The organism is Dyadobacter subterraneus (genome assembly GCF_015221875.1).
GTDB classification, from domain to species: Bacteria; Bacteroidota; Bacteroidia; order Cytophagales; family Spirosomataceae; genus Dyadobacter; species Dyadobacter subterraneus.
The window spans coordinates 71769-88956 of the sequence record NZ_JACYGY010000001.1; the positions used below are offsets into that span (position 1 = coordinate 71769).

Sequence of the window (17188 nt, forward strand, 5' to 3'; positions counted from 1 at the left end):
TAGTAAAAGCTAAAAATGAAAAACAAACTTCATAGATCCATAACCATTCTGATGGCCGTTCTGGTGCTGGTAAGCAGCACAGGATTCGGACTGACGGAGCATCAGTGTCTGATGCAGGGGATGACTATGAAATTTGTTAAAGAAAAAAAGGCTGATTCCTGTAAGGAAAAAGTAGTTTCTTCCTGTTGCGCTAAAAGTAAAGCGTTAAAAGAGTCAAAGAAAAATTTCTTCAAAAAGACAGAATGCTGTAAGGATCAGCAGAAATTTGAAAAAGTTGATGTTGTATCATCACTTGCTCAAATGCACGCCAAAGCCCTGAAAATGGTTGCTGACGGCGATCTTTGGTCTGTACAATCTTTCGTATTTCTTATGCAGGAATGGGTTTCTCAACCTGCAAACACTTCACTTCAAGCCATATCATTCTCCTCGCTCTTTCATGGGAGAAGTATGCTCTCTTTTGTACAGTCTTTTTTGATATAAGTCACTGGCTACGAGATTTTTAATGTTTATGTCTCATTTTTTGAGATGAAACATTGGTTTTTCTTACATCGTGATTTAGTCAATAATGAAAAGATATTTAATTGGAGCAATTCTGCTTCTATGTGTGCAATTTTCCTTTGCGCAACGAATAACCGGGAAAGTTTTCGAGCAGTTGACGGGGGAGAAAAAATTAAAACCGCTTACCGGTGCTAATGTTTACTGGGCCGGAACTTCGCAATCTTCTGCAACGGATACAAGCGGAAAATTCTCAATTCCACGTATTACGCAATCCAATAAACTGGTGATCAGTTTTGTCGGTTTTAAAAATGATACAGTCAAAATCGGTGCTGAAAGTGAATTGGAAGTGGTTTTGAAAAGCGACCAGACTTTGAATGAAGTCGTTGTGAAAGCTGGTTCTTCAACCATTGACAGATTATCCCCGCATCAAACCGAAATCATCACAACCCGTGCTTTGGCAAAAGCGGCCTGCTGTAATCTTTCCGAAAGTTTTGAAACAAATGCCTCCGTTTCTGTTTCTTACAGTGACGCGGTGACGGGCGCAAAACAAATTCAGATGTTAGGTTTGAATGGAACCTATATTCAAACCAACATTGAAAATATTCCAACGATTCGTGGTCTGGCTTCCACTTTTGGGATGAATTTTGTTCCCGGAGCGTGGATTCAATCCATCGACGTAGGAAAAGGTGCGGGCTCGGTGGTAAATGGTTACGAATCCATGACCGGACAAATTAATGTGGAGCTGCAAAAACCGGATACACGCGAAAAACTTTATTTTAATACATACGTCAACAATTTTGGACGCGCAGAAATGAACCTGAATGTTGCAACCAAATTATCTGACAAATGGAGCACAGGATTATTGACGCACGCCAGCACATTGAGAAACAGAATTGATAAAAATGGCGACGGATTTCTGGATTTGCCGCTTTATAATCAATATAATGTAATTAACCGCTGGAAATATCAGAGTGAAAGAACGATGGTTCAGTTGGGCTTGAAAGCACTGCATGAAGACAGGTTAGGTGGACAAACCGATTTTCGGGAAGAAATGAAAGGAACAACGCAGGCATATGGTTTTGGTGCAAATGTGAATCGGTATGAATTTTTTTCCAAAATAGCCCGGCTTTATCCAGAAAAACCATACAAAGGTTTAGGCTTAATCGTCAATGCTTCACTTCATGATTCCAAATCCTATTTTGGCCTGACAAATTACAACGGTCGCCAGGAAACTTTGTATGGAAATCTGATTTACCAGTCGATTCTGGGTAGTACGAATCATTCTTATAAAGCAGGCGTTAGTTATATGCTTGATAATTATAACGAAAAATACAAAGACACAACTTTACTGAGAAGGGAATCTGTGCCGGGCGTTTTTGTTGAATACACCTATAATAATCTCGATAAATTTGTGCTGGTTGCCGGCTCACGAGTCGATTTTCATAACCTTTACGGAACACAATTTACGCCTCGTTTGCATATGAAATACAGTCTGACAGGTAACACAACGTTACGGGCATCGGCGGGCAGAGGTTTCCGGGTAGCGAATCCGTTAGCGGAATATTATGGAAATCTTGTTAGTTCGCGCCAGGTTGTTTTTCTTGAAAAACTACGCCCCGAAGTTTCCTGGAATTACGGTGCAAGTCTGACGCAGGAATTCAAAATCGGGGATATGCAGGGAACATTTGTGACAGATTTTTATAGAACCAATTTTCAAAATCAGCTCGTAGCTGATTTTGAAAATCCAAAATATATCCGTTTTTACAATTTGAAAGGAAAAGCATACGCCAACAGTTTTCAGGCTGAGGTTAATCTGACACCAAGAAAACGACTGGATTTTAAGCTGGCTTACCGTTTATTTGATGTAAAACAAACAGTTTATGGATTGAACAATGAAAACATACTGCTTCCAAAAATGCTGGTAAGTCGTGATCGGGTTGTGTTCAACGCCGGTTATGCTTTACCTTATGATAAATGGAAATTTGATGCGACGGTTCAATGGAACGGAAAACGCCGTTTACCAAATATGGATCCGATGTACGGGATGTTAGGCCATGGTGATAATTCATCTTTTATGTCAACTGAGGCACCTTCATATTTCAACGTCAATGCACAGATCACAAGGACTTTTCCAAAATGGGATATATACCTGGGTGGTGAAAATCTAAATAATTTCCGCCAGAAAAACCCGATTTACGCGGCAAACGATCCTTTCGGAAAGCAATTCGACGCAGGAATGGCCTGGGGACCAGTGGTTGGAAGAATGATCTACGCCGGCATCAGATACAAAATCATCCGCTGAAAAATGAAATCTCAAATCACCGGCCAATTAACCCTTAACAATTAATAATTAACAATTAAAAATGAGGTTATTCATCAAAAATATGGTTTGCGATCGCTGTATCAAGGTTGTCAGAGAAGAACTTGACAAACTGGATATCAAGTTAAACCATATTGAATTGGGAGAAATTGAAACAAAATCTGAACTGAGCGCTGAAAAATTAATTCAAGTTAAGAGAACGCTTGAATCAAATGGATTTGAATTATTGGACGATAAGCGTGCTGCTTTGGCAGAAAACATAAAAACGCTGATTATCGAAGAAGTGCAATATTTGAAAGGGCATAAACCGGCAGCCGTTAATTTTTCAGATTATCTTTCTCAAAAAACAGGGTACGAATATTCATATTTGAGCAGTCTGTTTTCCTCTGAAACCGGACAAACCATTGAACAGTATATCATTGCGCAAAAAGTGGAGAAGGTGAAAGAATGGCTTTCTTATAATGAATTAAGTCTTAGCGAAATGGCCTGGCGATTGTCTTACAGCAGTGCTGCGCATTTAAGTAATCAGTTCAAAAAAGTAACCGGGATGACACCCGGAGAATTTAAAAAAGGAAATTCCCTTCCAAGAAAATCACTGGATCGGGTAGGAGTTTCGAAAATTTAAACTATATAGTCCATATAAATCTAAAATATACAATGAGAAAATTTCTTTTTGCTTTACCATTAGCGTTACTTTTCGCGTGTTCAGGAAATCAGGAAAAAGCCAAGGAAACAACAGAACAACCAGCTGTGGCCGAAACAGTTTCAGCGGATAGTACCGCCGCAAAAAAATACGCTTGTCCAATGCAATGTGAGGGAGAAAAAACTTATGCACAGGCTGGAAAATGTCCGATTTGTAAAATGGATTTACAGGAAGTTGCTTTTGTAGAAACAGATTCTACGGCTCACAAACATTAATTTTTCACTTACTATTAATCAAAACAAAATCATGAAAAAGACAGTTTTTTTATTCGTAGCAGCACTTTTTTTAAGTGTAAATTTTGTCAACGCTGATGGCAAAGACAAAGAAGTAAAGTTCAAAACTTCTGCGATTTGTGAAATGTGTAAGGCGCGTATTGAACGTAACCTTGGTTTATCAAAAGGAGTTAAAGAATCAAATCTGGATTTGTCAGATAAGGTGGTAACGGTTAAATATAATCCTGATAAAACGACGGAAGAAGCAATTAAAGCCACCATCAATAACACAGGATATGACGCGGATTTGTCAGTTGCCAATCAAAAAGCACACGATAAATTGCCAAGCTGCTGCCGGAAAACTGCTGCGGCTCATTGATAACTAAACATTGAGCTTATGAAAGTGAAACACTTGATTTTCCTCTTTTCTGGCAGTTTATTTCTTTTGACACAATCCGCTTCTGCACAGCATAATCATATGGATATGCCGATGAAGAAGGATTCTGCAAAACAGGAAATGCATGATCATGAAAAGATGGACATGCACGATATGAAAAATATGAATATGTCAGATTCAACCGGAGGGATGGAAATGCACATGAATCATTCGTTTTCGTTAAGTCTGCCCATGAACCGTAATGGCTCTGGGACAGGCTGGCAACCGGATGCGACGCCAATGTATGCTTATATGAAACATGGCAGCAAGTGGAATTATATGTTGCATGGAAGTTTGTATCTACGGTACATTCGTCAAAATCTTAATCATATAACCCGAAGAGGTTTTGGTGAAAAAGTAAGTTTGCCCAATTATGTCATGGGAATGGCTCAGCGGCAGGTTGGAAAAAATGGTTTATTAACGATCCGTTCCATGGTTTCGCTTGACCGGATTTTTGATGGCGGTTCCGGTTATCCGCTTTTATTTCAATCTGGTGAAACCTGGAAAGGAAAAGCACTGGTGGATCGCCAGCACCCGCATGATCTGGTTTCTGAATTGGCAGTTGCTTATACACAACGTATTAACCGGAAAATGGATGTGACCATTTATGCCGGATATCCGGGAGAACCTGCCCTGGGGCCAACAGCTTTTATGCACCGAATGTCTGCATTTAATAATCCTGATGCCGCACTCGGACATCATTGGCAGGATGCAACACATATTACGTTTGGCGTGGTGACAGCTGGTTTTCGGTATGGGAAATTTAAAGTTGAAGCTTCCACTTTTACCGGACGTGAGCCAAACGAGAACCGATTCAACTTTGATAAACCTCGTTTTGATTCTTACAGCTACCGGCTTTTATTCAATCCATCTGCAAACTGGGCATTCCAGGCTTCTCATGGTTATATCAAAAGTCCTGAGTCAAATCATCCCGAAGAAAATGTTAACCGAACTACTGCTTCTGCCCAGCATAGTATGATTTTGGGTTCAAAAAACCGGTGGATTTCTTCTTCGCTTGTTTATGGATTAAATGATTCAGGAGAAAATCATAAAGAAAGTTCCTTGTTGGCGGAGTCTAATTTACAGCTTAATATCTGGTCAGTTTATGGACGGTATGAATGGATTCAGAAAAGTGCCGAGGAACTTGGTTTTGATGAACTACCAACCAAAAAATTTCCAATTTCATCTTTTACTTTGGGTTTAAATCGTCAGATTTTTTCCTTTTCAAACACACTTGTACAAGCTGGAATTCAAGGAAGCTTGTATACAATTAATAAAAGTTTAGGTGGTATATATGGGAAAAATCCTCTTTCAGGACAAATTTATCTTCGTCTGACGCCCGGACTAATGCGTATGTGATTTAGTTTATACAATACTTTTCAGAATAATTCGAGCTGGCCGTTGTTTCCTTTTGGTTTTTTTGCTTTTCCCATTACGGTCCGGCCTTCGTATTTCCAGGAATTATTTCTTTCTTCCTGAATCAGGTCGTCGAAGCGGTTGTTGGGTTGAAAATCTTTTTCCAATTGAGCGGATACCTTTGATAAGTTTTTAAGTGCTTCGGATTTGTCGTTATCACCTAATCTCGCTTTTTGAACGGCCTTATCCAGAATTTGAATTGATTCGTCATAAATCGTGATCGGTACCGGGAATGGATGCCCGTCTTTTCCGCCGTGTGCGAAAGAGAATCTTGCCGGATCTGAAAATCTTGAAGGCGTGCTGTGGATGATTTCACTTACTAATGTTAATGATTGAATTGTTCTCGGACCAACCCCTTCTAACAAAAGCAATGATTCCATATTCTGAACCGGATTGTCGTGCGCCAGTGCTAAAACAGATCCTAATCTTTTTAGATTCACATCTTCCGCACGTACATCGTGATGTTCGGGCATAATCAACTTACGAACTTCCCGCATGATTTTATCCGGATTTTCAGTTGTTAACTCTAAAATTCCTGAGCGTGTCGGGGCGGCAGCTTTGTCGGTAAGATTTAATATTATTCCCTGATTTTTGCCATAGATTGATGTATGCGGTTCTTCAATAAATGATTTGATGCTGGGAGAATGCCAGTGATAACGCCTCGCCATTTTTTCATCCGTATTCATTCCCTGTTGAACGACTGCCCAATTTCCTTCTTTTGAAACGACAAAAGAATGCAGATAAAGTTGAAATCCATCCTGAATCGCCGTATTATCAACCTTTGCTGAAAGGCGGCTGTTGTGAACTAAAAGATTTCCGTCCAATCCGGTTTTGTCCGCTATTGCCAGTAATTCTGCTGGTGTTTGTCGGGATTGTTTTCCTCTTCCTCCGCAAATATAAATTCCAAGGTCCGCGGATCTTTTATTGACTGAGCGTTTTAAAGCGTTCATGACGGAAGTTGTAATTCCGGATGAATGCCAGTCCATTCCTAAGACGCAGCCCAAAGATTGAAACCAAAATGGATCACTCAATTTTTGAAGTAAAACATCCCGTCCGTACTCAATCACGATGGATTCCACAATGGCTCCTCCTAATAAACTCATTCGCTGAGCCAGCCATTCCGGCACTCTTCCATAGTGCAAAGGCAAATCCGCATGTCCGCTTTTCATAGATGTAAGTTACTCAAAATTTAGTTTTTTTTATTTTAGGAAAGACAAGAGCAAAACAAGGGCGATATTTGCAGATATTTAAATTAAAAGAATCAAACCGAACAAGATGACTAATAACGATATTCTTAAAAAATTACGTGTGGCGCTTCATTTGAGAAATGATGAAATAATTCAAATTCTTGCGCTTGTTGATTTTAAAGTGACTGCAAGTGAGCTGGGTGCACTATTTCGTAAAGAAGGACACGAAAATTACAAGCCTTGCGGTGATCAACTTTTACGCAATTTTCTAAATGGCTTGATCATTCATATGCGCGGACCTGCCGAAGACGGAAAAATCCGTGACGAGGCTTAAAACGCAAAAAATGCGTTTAAATTGACCAGTCATCAAACAAAAACTTTCTGATCCTCTCATTTTTTATATCTTTGAGTTACCAGGTTTTATTATTTTGATAATCCGTTGATATTTTCTGCATTTTAAAACCAAATCACTTAAATAATAAAAAATGTTAATTCAGGTTATTATTACCCTTGTTCTCGTACTTCTGAATGGTTTTTTTGTAGCTGCCGAATTTGCTATCGTTAAAATCCGGGCATCACAATTAGAACAAAAAGCACAGGAAGGTAATAAAATGGCCATTTTGTCTAAACAGATTGTCGGGAATCTTGATGGATATCTGGCTGCCACACAATTTGGTATAACCCTGGCAAGTCTTGGTTTGGGTTGGATCGGCGAGCCTGTTGTTTCAAAAATATTGATTGGTGGAATGGAACTGGTCGGCATATCGCTTGATCCTGTTTTAGCACACCAAATTGCGTTACCTGCGGCGTTTGCTATCATAACAGTTCTCCACATTGTTTTCGGAGAACTCGCGCCAAAATCGATCGCAATTCAGCGTCCGGAAGCAACTACTTTATTTCTGTCATATCCTTTACACGCATTTTTCCTTGTTTTCCGTCCGATTGTCTGGATTTTGAATGGCATTGCCAACTTTATTTTGGGTCTTCTTGGTATTACGCCTACACATGGAAGTGAGGTTCATAGCAGCGATGAATTACGTTATCTGGTTCAGCAGCAAAAAGAAAGCGGAATGATTGAAGCAGCTGATTATGATCTTATCAAAAATGCTTTCAACTTTTCAGAACGTATTGCAAGACAGGTGATGATCCCGCGGACCAAAGTCGTGGGTGTTGATATCAATGATTTCACCGAAGCGGATCTTGAAAAAATAATTGAAGAAGGATATTCCAGAATTCCGGTTTACGAGGATTCCATGGACCAGATTATCGGTGTTTTGCACTTAAAAGATCTGTTGATGAAAATGCGTAAAGGAAGTGAAATTGTGCTTTCCGAACTTGTAAGGCCAATTTCGATGGTGCCGGAATCCAAACCAATCGGAGCTATTTTACGTGACTTTCAATTAAGTCGCCAGCAAATGGCCGTGATTGTGAATGAATATGGTGGCGTTGAAGGAATTGTGACCATGGAAGATATTCTGGAAGAACTCGTTGGTGAAATTCAGGATGAATACGATAATGAAACGCCGATTGTTAAGAATGAAAACGGAAATTATCTGGTATTAGGTTCTGCCTCGATCAGTGATATCAATGAACATTTGCCAAACGATATTTCCAAAGAGGGCGACTACGAAACATTAGCCGGCTTCCTGATTTCCAAATTTAACCGTATTCCTTCCATCGGCGAAAAAGTCCGCACGAAAGATTATGAATTTATGGTCATGAAAAAGCAGCGGAGTACGATTTCATTGGTGCAGATTACTGCTTTGGAAGAATAAGGAATAGAAAATATGCGCAATCAGGAATCTCTTAAGAAGTCAGGTCTTGGAAGTCAGGTCTTGATTTAGGATTTTGGTTTTTCTATAATCAGGACGGCTCTATCGAGCGGTTATTTCAAATCAACTTTTATCGTTAACGGTTTTTGATTTCTTAAAATCTCAACTTCCATATTCCCGGTCCAGTTATATTGCTGACGGATTGCTTCGAGTCTGACTACATTATCAGCAGCTTCTTTGTTGGCCATTCTGATCACATCGCCGGCTTGTAATTTACTTTTTGTCAATATACTTGTCGACGGAATTTCTACAAGTATGACGCCTTTTTCATCCGGCAAGCCAAAAGCTGACCGATCTCCTAGACCTTGTACATTCCGGATCTTTGCGCCAAGCCAGGTTGTTTCCTGTAATTCTTTTTCCAAAGATGCATTAAGCAAAACAGGTAACTGAACCTTCTCCGAAATCGCTTTCAAACTTTGTTTTGTAACGCCAAAATCGTCCATCGGAAAGTTTTTGAAACCAATATTTAGCGCCGGACTGGATGTTTTAACCTGATAATTTCCATTCTTAGCATCGACAAATTCGGCATCACCAAAACGGCTGTTTTTATCGATACCAAAGGCTTGCGCGCTTTTTAGTGCAGTTTGATCAGGAAAAAGATTATGATCCACTTCCTGTCCCCAATCATTCACCAGAATAGGAAAATAAGGACGCATGACGATGTTATGCCTGAAAATATCACCATCATTTTTGAACCAGACATGCGGATGAAAGGAATTATTGATCAGGATATTATTTTCTGCGGTGCGCTTGAATCCTTCGCGGAATTTCAATCCTCCACTCAAACAAACGTTGTTATAAATATGGTAATTACTGCTGCCATCGTCCAGGTCTATATCCCAGCCATGGTCACAGCGGAAACGGTTATTGCGCATGACGATGGTTTTCTGAGCATCCAGTAAAATGAGTTGCGGATGTGCCGCTACCAGACTATCCATCACTTTACGGTTCGGATGCCAGAAACGATCGCGGCCCCAGGAATTGAATGCACCGTGATCTCCCGTTTCCATTACGGTTTCAAAAATGTCATTATTTTCAATCAAATGTCCGCCCCAGCAGCCATCACCAATATTAATTCCGGCCCGTGGAACCCGGTAAATGGTATTATGCCTGACCAGAATTTCTGACGCCATTTCAATTTCTACGCCAGTCGACTGTTTTTCAATCTGACCAATGTTGTGAATGAGATTATTTTCAGCGAAACAATTGGATGGATAACGGTTATTTTTCGGACCTGGCGTTTTATCCATTTTCGCATAAGGAACGAAATTGTCATAACCAAAGGCAGCAGAACGAACCGCAGAGCTATCGCCTACAAAACAAATGGCGCTGGATCCAATGTCGTGAAAATAAGAACTAGTTACACCCGAAGCATGGTTATGACCGCTTATCATGACCGCATTTCCACCAAGATTGGAAAATTCAGAATCTTCAATCACACAGTTTTCTGTATTTTCCATCAACACCGCGCCGCCACGATAAATCATCCAGTCGCTTCGTAAAAGCGGTTCGTAATGATCCATAATCGTTCGCTCCGTATGCTGAAAATGGATTCCTTTTACTGTGACATTGTGAATTGGTTTTTCTGGCGTTCCCTTTATTTCAATGATATGTTTCAAATTTGAAACTTCAATCTCTGCGGTAGTGAGATCAATTCCATTGTGGGGAAAAACAAATAAAGTTTTGTTCGTTTTGTCATAATACCATTCGCCAGGTGCGTCAAGTTCTTCAAACATATTTTCAACAAAACGGTATTTTAGATGTAATGGAGCCGGCCGATTATTCTGCCAGCCGCCTTCCAAAACCGGTTTTCCATCTTTAATTTCTTTGATGCGATAATGAAAACTTCCCCATTCTCCCTGATGCAAAGCATGAAAATATCCGCCTGCGGGATTTTCCCATTTTGCTATTCTTTCAGGAGAAATAGCATCTTCAGCGGTACCGTTAAAAACTCTGGCCGTCGAATCGTAATTTGGATATCGCGCTAGAATTTGAGGTTTTTCGTTGATAAACAGACTTTCAAAATCGGGACCTTCAACTTTTGTTTTCCAGATATTATTCGTGTGTTTTTCCCACTTTGCGGGTATTTTTCGTCCGGCACTCAGGACTACTTTCTCATTTTTAAGAGCCTCGATTGTGACTGATTTTCCATTCAATTCATCAATATTGAGCAATAAAGGCTGATCAAGATTATAAGTGCCTTTGCGTAAATGAATTGTTACATGGGTTTGTTTGATTCTACTAATTTTAGAAATGGCGGCGGCTGGTGTTTTTAACGGAGACAGGATTGTTCCTTTGTTTGCATCATTTCCGGTGGGAGAAACGTACAGGTTATTTTGAGCCAGAAGCGGAAGGAAGATAAACTGAAAACAAACCAAAACTTTGTAGAAATATCTAATCCGCATACTGTCAACGTTGAAGTGAGAATTTAACTTAATATTATCATTTTCAATTTAAGAGTTTTCTCTTGTCAATCTACCTGTTTTTAGATATTTTCATCATCCAAATCTCACTGTCATGAAAGCTTATTCCAAAATTTTGATTACAGTATTAGTTCAGAGTTTCCTTAGTCAGGTTACTTTTGGGCAAACGAAAAAATCTTCGGATTCTGTTTTTGTCAATTCACAGGTTAAACCTAAGTTTTCTGAAATGACCGACTATGGAATGCCGACAAATAAAGAAGGAATACATGAATTTCCGGGTGGAAAAGCACCGGTGTCCAATCAGATCAATTCGGATGGTTCCATAAGAATTAATAAAACAGGCGAGATTAAAGTACCATCAGAAACATTCAAGATTATTGAAAGGGAAAAGAAGACTGATTTGAATATGGGTTCTGAGAATAAAGAAAAAAATAAAAAGAAGAAGAAATAAACTCCACTATTTAAACAAGAAAGTCCGCGAACTATGACGTTTGCGGACTTTCTTGTTTAAATCTCCAACGGAATTACGCATTGTTATATATTTTCAAAATAGGTTCTCTTAATTTTTGTCCGCTTTCGGATAATACGAATGCAATACTTTCTGCAATATCAGCAGCTGAAATCCATTTGGTAAAATCGGCATCCGGCATTGCTGCACGATTTGTGGGTGTATCAATCGTACTTGGGACAATTACCGTCGCCGTAATATTATCTGATTTCCCTTCTGCATTTATAAATTCTGCCATTTTGAATAAAAGCGATTTGGAAAGTGCATATGCAAAATTTCCCATTCCCTGTTCCGCTTCCAGCGCAGGTCTTGCACCAACGAAAATAAATTGTCCGCCGCCATTTGCTTTAAAATGTTCCATCAAGGGTTTTACCAGATGGAAAGTTGTAAAGAAATTGAGACTGAACATTTTTTCAAGCAATGCATCGTCTGTATCATGAAGACTTCCCGGCGCATAGGCACCTACAAGGAAAATTCCTGCCTGAATTGTTTTAGCCTTTTCCAGTGTTGTGTTAATAAAATTTAGAGATTCTTCACTATTTGTCAAATCCACAACCTGGCCTTTCACATTGCTAAATGCGTCAAAGGAATTCGTGTTTTTCTTACCAAACGTAACGTATAAAGCATTTCCGGGATCGGAAAGTTTTTTAACAACATCTTGTCCAAGTCCTCCGGATGCGCCGCTGATGATTATGTTTTTTGACATACGTTTTGTTCAGTTGATTTAAAACTATTTGTTCAAAAGCTCAATCAAAAACTTTCTGAAAGGCTCAGCGAACTCTTTTCTTTTCAGAGCGAATTCTACTGTTGTTTTAAGATAATCAAGCTTGTCGCCGATATCGTGGCGTTTTCCTTCAATATGATGGGCGTAAATATTTTCACGTTTCAAAAGAAGCAATAACGAATCTGTTAGCTGAATTTCATTATTTTTTCCTTTTGGTGTTTGTTCTATGGTATTAAAAATTTCCGGTGTTAAAATGTATCTTCCCGCAATGGCCAGATTGGAAGGTGCAAGTTCGATAGCAGGTTTTTCTACCAAGGTGGTCAATTCCAGAATAGTATCACTCAAAGAATTTCCACCAACAATTCCATAGCGGTTTACCTTATTGGCTGGCACTTGTTCCACCGCAATAACTGATCCGCCATATTGTTCATAAGTATCCATTAATTGCTGCGTAACCGGAATCACAGAATCCATAATGGTATCGCCCAATAAAACTGCAAATGGTTCATTTCCAACATGATGTCTTGCATAATAAATCGCATCCCCCAAACCATTCGCTTCTTTCTGACGAACAAAATGCACATTCGCCATATCCGCCAGACGACGCATTTCATTGAACCAGATCATGTCTTCTTTTTCTTCCAGACGGGATTCCAGTTCAACATTTCTGTCAAAATGATCTTCAATGGCACGTTTCCCTTTGCCGGAAATAATCAGAATATCCTCAATCCCTGAATCAACAGCCTCTTGTACAACATATTGAATAGTAGGAATGTCAATAATTGGCAACATTTCCTTAGGCATCGATTTGGTTGCCGGTAAAAATCGGGTTCCAAGTCCGGCGGCAGGAATTACAGCTTTACGAATCATAAGTTTTGGCTTTCGGCGGTCGGCTATCGGCTTTCAGTTGGTAGCGTTTTGCCAGTTAGTTAAGTTTTTAGATATAGTTATATTACTTCAAGTCTTAGTAAATGTTATCTTGGCCCGCTAGTGACTGCCGAAAGCGGTACGCCGCCCGGCGGCCGGCCGATAGCTAGACTACAAATGGCTTAATCACTCTTGCATTATGTTTTTTTAGTTTGACAAAAAGCTGGTTGAGCATATCGTCGTCTTTATAAATTCCGATGATTGTTCCGCCTGAACCAGCAAATTTTGCTGATGCTCCGCATTCTCTGGCAGCGTTAATCAATCTTTTATTGGATTCCGGAACATTATAAATTTTGCAGCGAAGGTTGAAATTTTCGTTCATTAATTCGTGCAGATCGTCGGGTCTTCCTTCTTGTAAAGCTGTAAATCCTTCTTTTGCTTTCTGGCCGATTTGTCCCAGAACATCAATTACATCCTGTTCGCCTCGGTCAAATCTTGCGCGTACATCACTATGGACTTTTCCTGAAACCTTGCTCAGATTTGTATTGTAAGCAACATAAAGTTTCGGAAGCAGGGCTGGATTTATTCTTTCATAAAGTCCATGTCCCTGTTTTTCAATCAATGTTTTATCAAAATCCATGTAAACGCAGCCTTCATAACATTGAATGACACGATCCTGCAAACCGGCGGCGATCCCCAGTTCTTCCGTTTCAGAAACCATCACAAGCTGCGGCAATATTTCAATTGGAATTTCAACTTTGTAAAACTGCATCAACGCCCGGAAAAGCGCTACCACGATAGCACTTGATCCTGACATACCAACCTGGCGGGGAATGGAAGAACGATATCTAACCGTAAAATTCCGGTTTGGTAACTTAATATTATTTTCTTCGCAGTAATCAGCAAATTTCTTGATACCAGCTTTAATAAGCGGGATACCGCCATTATAACCCAGCATGCTCACAGATTCGCGCAGATGAAATATACTCCGGAAGGTGCTGCCATCCTGTGGCTCGGGCTCTATGTGGAGCTCGGGAGATTCGTATAAAGAAATGGATGCTCCGAAATTCCGGACAGAAATTGATATTGTTTTTCCAAAAAAGCCATCAGAAGGATTTCCCAGCAGCCCGGCCCGGGCGTATGCGCGCGTTTCAATGATCAATGTGAGTATTTTTTTGCTTCAAAAATAGTAACTAATTGACGACTCTTTTCACTTTTGTCCCTTAAATAAATGTAATGGTTAAAGTGCAAAATCGAAATATTGTTACGCGTTTTTTGATCCGAAGAGTTATTAATAAATATCGTTAGAAAATGAAAAAGTGGTCAGACAGAAGTTTATACTTACTTCTGTCTGACCACTTCAAACTTACAATTTTAAAAATTAAGCTTGTTTAATCAACTGGATGTTGATTACCAGTTTAATTTCGTCACCTACAACTACGCCACCTGCTTCTGTTGTTGCGCTCCACGTTAAGCCAAATTCTTTACGGCTGATTTTACCGTTAATTTCAAAGCCAGCTTTGTTTTGACCGTAAAAGTCGGTCATTGCTCCACCATATTCCGCGTCAAGAACAACTGGGTTTGTAATACCTTTAATAGTCAAATTACCTTTCAATTTATAAGTGTCTTCACCCGTTTTTTCCAGACCCGTTGAAGCGAAAGTCAATTTAGGATAGTTTTCAGCATCAAAGAAATCTCCTGAACGAAGGTGTTCGTCACGTTGAGTCTGATTTGTATCGATACTTGCTACGTCAGCAGAAAACTGAATGTTAGCAGTTGTCAAATCGTCACCATCAGTTTCAACTGTTCCTTCGAAAGTTTTGAATGAACCTGTTACTGTTGAAATTACAAGGTGTTTTACTTTAAACTGAATTTCTGAATGCGTTGGGTCAATAACCCATGATGTTTTGGTTGACATGATATATGATCGTTTTAATTAATATGTTTCTACATTTAATGTATATACATGTAAATGCTGCAAAAAGTTTAATGTATAGCAAAAAAAATTCTCAATCTTTTTGGATTGAGAATTAAAGTGTTGATAATAAGATATTTATTGAAAAATATTTTTATTCTTTTGGCATAACAAAAATCGCTTCATCAATTTTAGGATTAACTTCAAGTGTTTTAATTTTCATCGTCATAGAAGCACCTGGCATGGCTGAAGTTTCTACTTCTGATGTAAACGGATAGGTTATTCCGTCGACTTGTCTGAAATCAGATTGTGTATTTTTGGATTCAATTTGTTGTCCCTGAACTGTAACTGAGGCTACAACTTTTAAAATAAAATAAGTATCCTTTGAAATGTAATTGGTTCGTTTTGATCCGTTTTTTAGGTTTTGTGTAACCTTGTAAACTTTCGCTCCGCCAAGATCATCTTCTCCGTCCAAAGTCAACGTCTGTCCTTTTTCTTTGTAATTGTATAAACCTGTAAGATCTGTTTCCGCAGAAAGCGATTTCACTACTTCGTCTGGAAGGGGAGTAGCTTTTGTTTGTCCCGCCATTGGATTTATGGACCAGCCTTTGTCATTATCAATTACCTGCGTGATGGTTGATCCCTGAACTACCGTTTCACTGCGAAAGCCGCGATCCTGAACGATGGTTGTTGTAACAGGAATCTGCATTTTCATCACTTCCATTTCAGCAGTAATTTTCACACTTTTCAGCTTCGACAATTTTTCTTTGCCACCCATTGCAGTCAAATGTAGCGCGACGATTTCTTCAAGTGTTTTTTGTGCAAATGCCGAAGAGAATATTCCTGAAATGATTAGAAGTAACAGCGACTTGAAATAAGTTTTTTTGAGCATGTGGAGTTTGTTTTGATATAGTGTAAAACTAGGGAATATTAATTTAATTGTGAATTTGATTAAGGAGGAGTGGATATAATGGCTGCTGAGTGATTAAGATTGATTACCCGTTGGACGGCAAAAAAGCCGACCGACGGGGTCGCTCATTCCGTCCGACGGCTTTTTCCGCCGTCTGACGGATATTAAAAAGTTGTTCGAGCGAGGTAGTATTATTCAAACTTTGCATAAAAATTTACCCGTCGGACGGATTAAAAATCTATTCAAGCCAGACACTTAATTTTCAAACTCCCCACAAAAAAAGCGAACGAACCAAAAGATGATCCGCTCGCCAAAATATATAAGTTCTTAAAACTAATTATGCGCCTTTTAACGCTTCGGCACCTCCAACGATTTCAAGAATTTCCGTTGTAATAGCTGCCTGACGTGTTCTGTTATAAATCAATTTCAGCTCTTTCAAAAGTTCCTGAGCATTTTCAGTTGCCTTATCCATCGCCGTCATACGAGCACCTTGTTCCGAAGCATTTGATTCAAGAACGGCACGGTATAACATGATTTTCAACGATTTTGGAATTAATTCAGCAAGAATTTCTTCCTCGTTTGGTTCAAATATATAGTTAACCTCCGGTGCTTTTACTTTCTGAGTAGCAGTATCGGCAACGATTGGTAAATATGGATCTGTGTGGATGATTTGCGTAGCAACGTTTTTGAACTCGTTATAAACAAGATCAACAACATCATAACGGCCTTCTGAAAAGTCCTTCATGATTTTTTCTGCTGCTTCCTTTACATTGACAAATTTAAGTCTTGTAAATAAATCGGTATAAGTTGTGTTCACAGTAAAACCTCTGCGGTTGAATGCTTCTGCACCTTTTTTACCAATAGCAAAAATCTCAACATGTCCTTTGGCAGCCTGCACTGAATATTTTTCTTCAATCAGCGCCATAGTAGCCTTAATAATATTCGTATTGAAAGCACCGCACAATCCACGATCGGAAGTAACAACAACGATCAATATTTTTTCAGCAAAACGAACTGTTTTCAATGGGCTGTCCACTGAACTTTCAGAACCTGCTGATACTGTCGAAAGCATTTGTCCCAATTTCTGGGCATAAGGACGCATTTGCAGGATATTATCCTGAGCTCTGCGCAATTTAGCAGCTGCCACCATTTTCATGGCTTTGGTTATCTGCTGGGTTGAATTAACCGAAATAATCCGGTTACGTACTTCTTTTAAGCTTGCCATCTTAGGGAAATT

At 39.3% G+C, this 17188-nt stretch carries 17 protein-coding genes; 9 read left to right on the forward strand and 8 right to left on the reverse strand.

All coding sequences use genetic code 11. The features are described from left to right. Positions 1–15: 15 nt before the first annotated feature. The 6 genes from IEE83_RS00295 to IEE83_RS00320 all read left to right on the forward strand — a co-directional run bounded on the left by IEE83_RS00295 (position 16) and on the right by IEE83_RS00320 (position 5528). Complete coding sequence (locus IEE83_RS00295) at positions 16–480, forward strand: HYC_CC_PP family protein (protein WP_194118652.1); 465 nt, start codon at positions 16–18, stop codon at positions 478–480. A gap of 85 nt (positions 481–565) precedes the next feature. Then, positions 566–2800, forward strand: a complete 2235-nt coding sequence (locus IEE83_RS00300; protein WP_194118653.1) for a TonB-dependent receptor — start codon at positions 566–568, stop codon at positions 2798–2800. A 61-nt stretch (positions 2801–2861) separates the two neighbouring features. After that, on the forward strand, positions 2862–3443 hold the full coding sequence (locus IEE83_RS00305) for a helix-turn-helix domain-containing protein (protein WP_194118654.1): 582 nt from the start codon (positions 2862–2864) through the stop codon (positions 3441–3443). Positions 3444–3475: 32 nt separating this feature from the next. Beyond that, positions 3476–3736 carry a heavy metal-binding domain-containing protein gene (locus IEE83_RS00310; RefSeq protein WP_194118655.1) on the forward strand — a complete coding sequence of 87 codons (261 nt, stop codon included), beginning with the start codon at positions 3476–3478 and terminating at the stop codon, positions 3734–3736. A gap of 31 nt (positions 3737–3767) precedes the next feature. Further along, positions 3768–4112 (forward strand): heavy-metal-associated domain-containing protein, encoded by a 345-nt coding sequence (locus IEE83_RS00315; RefSeq protein ID WP_194118656.1) that lies wholly within the window; start codon positions 3768–3770, stop codon positions 4110–4112. Positions 4113–4130: 18 nt separating this feature from the next. Continuing rightward, positions 4131–5528: a TonB-dependent receptor gene (locus IEE83_RS00320; RefSeq protein WP_194118657.1), complete on the forward strand. Its 1398-nt coding sequence runs from the start codon at positions 4131–4133 to the stop codon at positions 5526–5528. Between the two features lie 20 nt (positions 5529–5548). Here the strand turns inward: IEE83_RS00320 and IEE83_RS00325 are convergent, their stop codons facing one another. Beyond that, positions 5549–6754: a DUF763 domain-containing protein gene (locus IEE83_RS00325; protein WP_194118658.1), complete on the reverse strand. Its 1206-nt coding sequence runs from the start codon at positions 6752–6754 to the stop codon at positions 5549–5551. Positions 6755–6860: 106 nt separating this feature from the next. Between IEE83_RS00325 and IEE83_RS00330 the strand changes: the two genes are divergently transcribed. Together IEE83_RS00330 and IEE83_RS00335 are read left to right on the forward strand one after the other, a co-directional pair. Further along, positions 6861–7106: a DUF1456 family protein gene (locus tag IEE83_RS00330; protein ID WP_137344076.1), complete on the forward strand. Its 246-nt coding sequence runs from the start codon at positions 6861–6863 to the stop codon at positions 7104–7106. A gap of 151 nt (positions 7107–7257) precedes the next feature. Beyond that, a complete protein-coding gene (locus IEE83_RS00335; protein WP_194118659.1) occupies positions 7258–8547 on the forward strand; it encodes a hemolysin family protein in 1290 nt (429 codons plus the stop codon). Between the two features lie 110 nt (positions 8548–8657). On the opposite strand, the gene IEE83_RS00340 is transcribed toward IEE83_RS00335, so the two are convergent. Next, the gene (locus IEE83_RS00340; protein WP_194118660.1) at positions 8658–11009 is read right to left on the reverse strand and encodes a PDZ domain-containing protein; all 2352 of its coding nucleotides are present in this window, start codon (positions 11007–11009) and stop codon (positions 8658–8660) included. 112 nt (positions 11010–11121) lie between these two features. Between IEE83_RS00340 and IEE83_RS00345 the strand changes: the two genes are divergently transcribed. Next, the gene (locus IEE83_RS00345) at positions 11122–11478 is read left to right on the forward strand and encodes a hypothetical protein (RefSeq protein ID WP_194118661.1); all 357 of its coding nucleotides are present in this window, start codon (positions 11122–11124) and stop codon (positions 11476–11478) included. Positions 11479–11551: 73 nt separating this feature from the next. Here IEE83_RS00345 and IEE83_RS00350 read toward each other — a convergent pair whose 3' ends face one another. The 6 genes from IEE83_RS00350 to atpG all read right to left on the reverse strand — a co-directional run bounded on the left by IEE83_RS00350 (position 11552) and on the right by atpG (position 17176). After that, entirely contained in the window at positions 11552–12241 is a 690-nt protein-coding gene (locus IEE83_RS00350) for an SDR family NAD(P)-dependent oxidoreductase (RefSeq protein WP_194118662.1), read from the reverse strand. Positions 12242–12265: 24 nt separating this feature from the next. Next, positions 12266–13129, reverse strand: coding sequence for a UTP--glucose-1-phosphate uridylyltransferase GalU (gene galU, locus IEE83_RS00355; RefSeq protein ID WP_194118663.1), 864 nt, complete (start codon positions 13127–13129; stop codon positions 12266–12268). A 163-nt stretch (positions 13130–13292) separates the two neighbouring features. Continuing rightward, entirely contained in the window at positions 13293–14288 is a 996-nt protein-coding gene (locus tag IEE83_RS00360) for a mevalonate kinase family protein (protein ID WP_194118664.1), read from the reverse strand. A 219-nt stretch (positions 14289–14507) separates the two neighbouring features. Next, on the reverse strand, positions 14508–15044 hold the full coding sequence (locus IEE83_RS00365) for a YceI family protein (RefSeq protein ID WP_194118665.1): 537 nt from the start codon (positions 15042–15044) through the stop codon (positions 14508–14510). A 151-nt stretch (positions 15045–15195) separates the two neighbouring features. Continuing rightward, positions 15196–15933, reverse strand: coding sequence for an outer membrane lipoprotein-sorting protein (locus tag IEE83_RS00370; RefSeq protein ID WP_194118666.1), 738 nt, complete (start codon positions 15931–15933; stop codon positions 15196–15198). 355 nt (positions 15934–16288) lie between these two features. After that, complete coding sequence (gene atpG, locus IEE83_RS00375) at positions 16289–17176, reverse strand: ATP synthase F1 subunit gamma (RefSeq protein ID WP_194118667.1); 888 nt, start codon at positions 17174–17176, stop codon at positions 16289–16291. Between the last annotated feature and the right edge of the window lie 12 nt (positions 17177–17188).

Bases quoted from the DNA above. Each gene is read 5' to 3' on its own strand.
- IEE83_RS00340 (WP_194118660.1), bottom strand. From the start codon at position 11,009: ATGCGGATTAGATATTTCTACAAAGTTTTGGTTTGTTTTCAGTTTATC.
- galU (WP_194118663.1), bottom strand. From the start codon at position 13,129: ATGATTCGTAAAGCTGTAATTCCTGCCGCCGGACTTGGAACCCGATTT.
- IEE83_RS00300 (WP_194118653.1), top strand. From the start codon at position 566: ATGAAAAGATATTTAATTGGAGCAATTCTGCTTCTATGTGTGCAATTT.
- IEE83_RS00295 (WP_194118652.1), top strand. From the start codon at position 16: ATGAAAAACAAACTTCATAGATCCATAACCATTCTGATGGCCGTTCTG.
- IEE83_RS00315 (WP_194118656.1), top strand. From the start codon at position 3,768: ATGAAAAAGACAGTTTTTTTATTCGTAGCAGCACTTTTTTTAAGTGTA.
- atpG (WP_194118667.1), bottom strand. From the start codon at position 17,176: ATGGCAAGCTTAAAAGAAGTACGTAACCGGATTATTTCGGTTAATTCA.
- IEE83_RS00335 (WP_194118659.1), top strand. From the start codon at position 7,258: ATGTTAATTCAGGTTATTATTACCCTTGTTCTCGTACTTCTGAATGGT.
- IEE83_RS00370 (WP_194118666.1), bottom strand. From the start codon at position 15,933: ATGCTCAAAAAAACTTATTTCAAGTCGCTGTTACTTCTAATCATTTCA.
- IEE83_RS00365 (WP_194118665.1), bottom strand. From the start codon at position 15,044: ATGTCAACCAAAACATCATGGGTTATTGACCCAACGCATTCAGAAATT.
- IEE83_RS00325 (WP_194118658.1), bottom strand. From the start codon at position 6,754: ATGAAAAGCGGACATGCGGATTTGCCTTTGCACTATGGAAGAGTGCCG.
- IEE83_RS00310 (WP_194118655.1), top strand. From the start codon at position 3,476: ATGAGAAAATTTCTTTTTGCTTTACCATTAGCGTTACTTTTCGCGTGT.
- IEE83_RS00305 (WP_194118654.1), top strand. From the start codon at position 2,862: ATGAGGTTATTCATCAAAAATATGGTTTGCGATCGCTGTATCAAGGTT.
- IEE83_RS00345 (WP_194118661.1), top strand. From the start codon at position 11,122: ATGAAAGCTTATTCCAAAATTTTGATTACAGTATTAGTTCAGAGTTTC.
- IEE83_RS00320 (WP_194118657.1), top strand. From the start codon at position 4,131: ATGAAAGTGAAACACTTGATTTTCCTCTTTTCTGGCAGTTTATTTCTT.
- IEE83_RS00330 (WP_137344076.1), top strand. From the start codon at position 6,861: ATGACTAATAACGATATTCTTAAAAAATTACGTGTGGCGCTTCATTTG.
- IEE83_RS00350 (WP_194118662.1), bottom strand. From the start codon at position 12,241: ATGTCAAAAAACATAATCATCAGCGGCGCATCCGGAGGACTTGGACAA.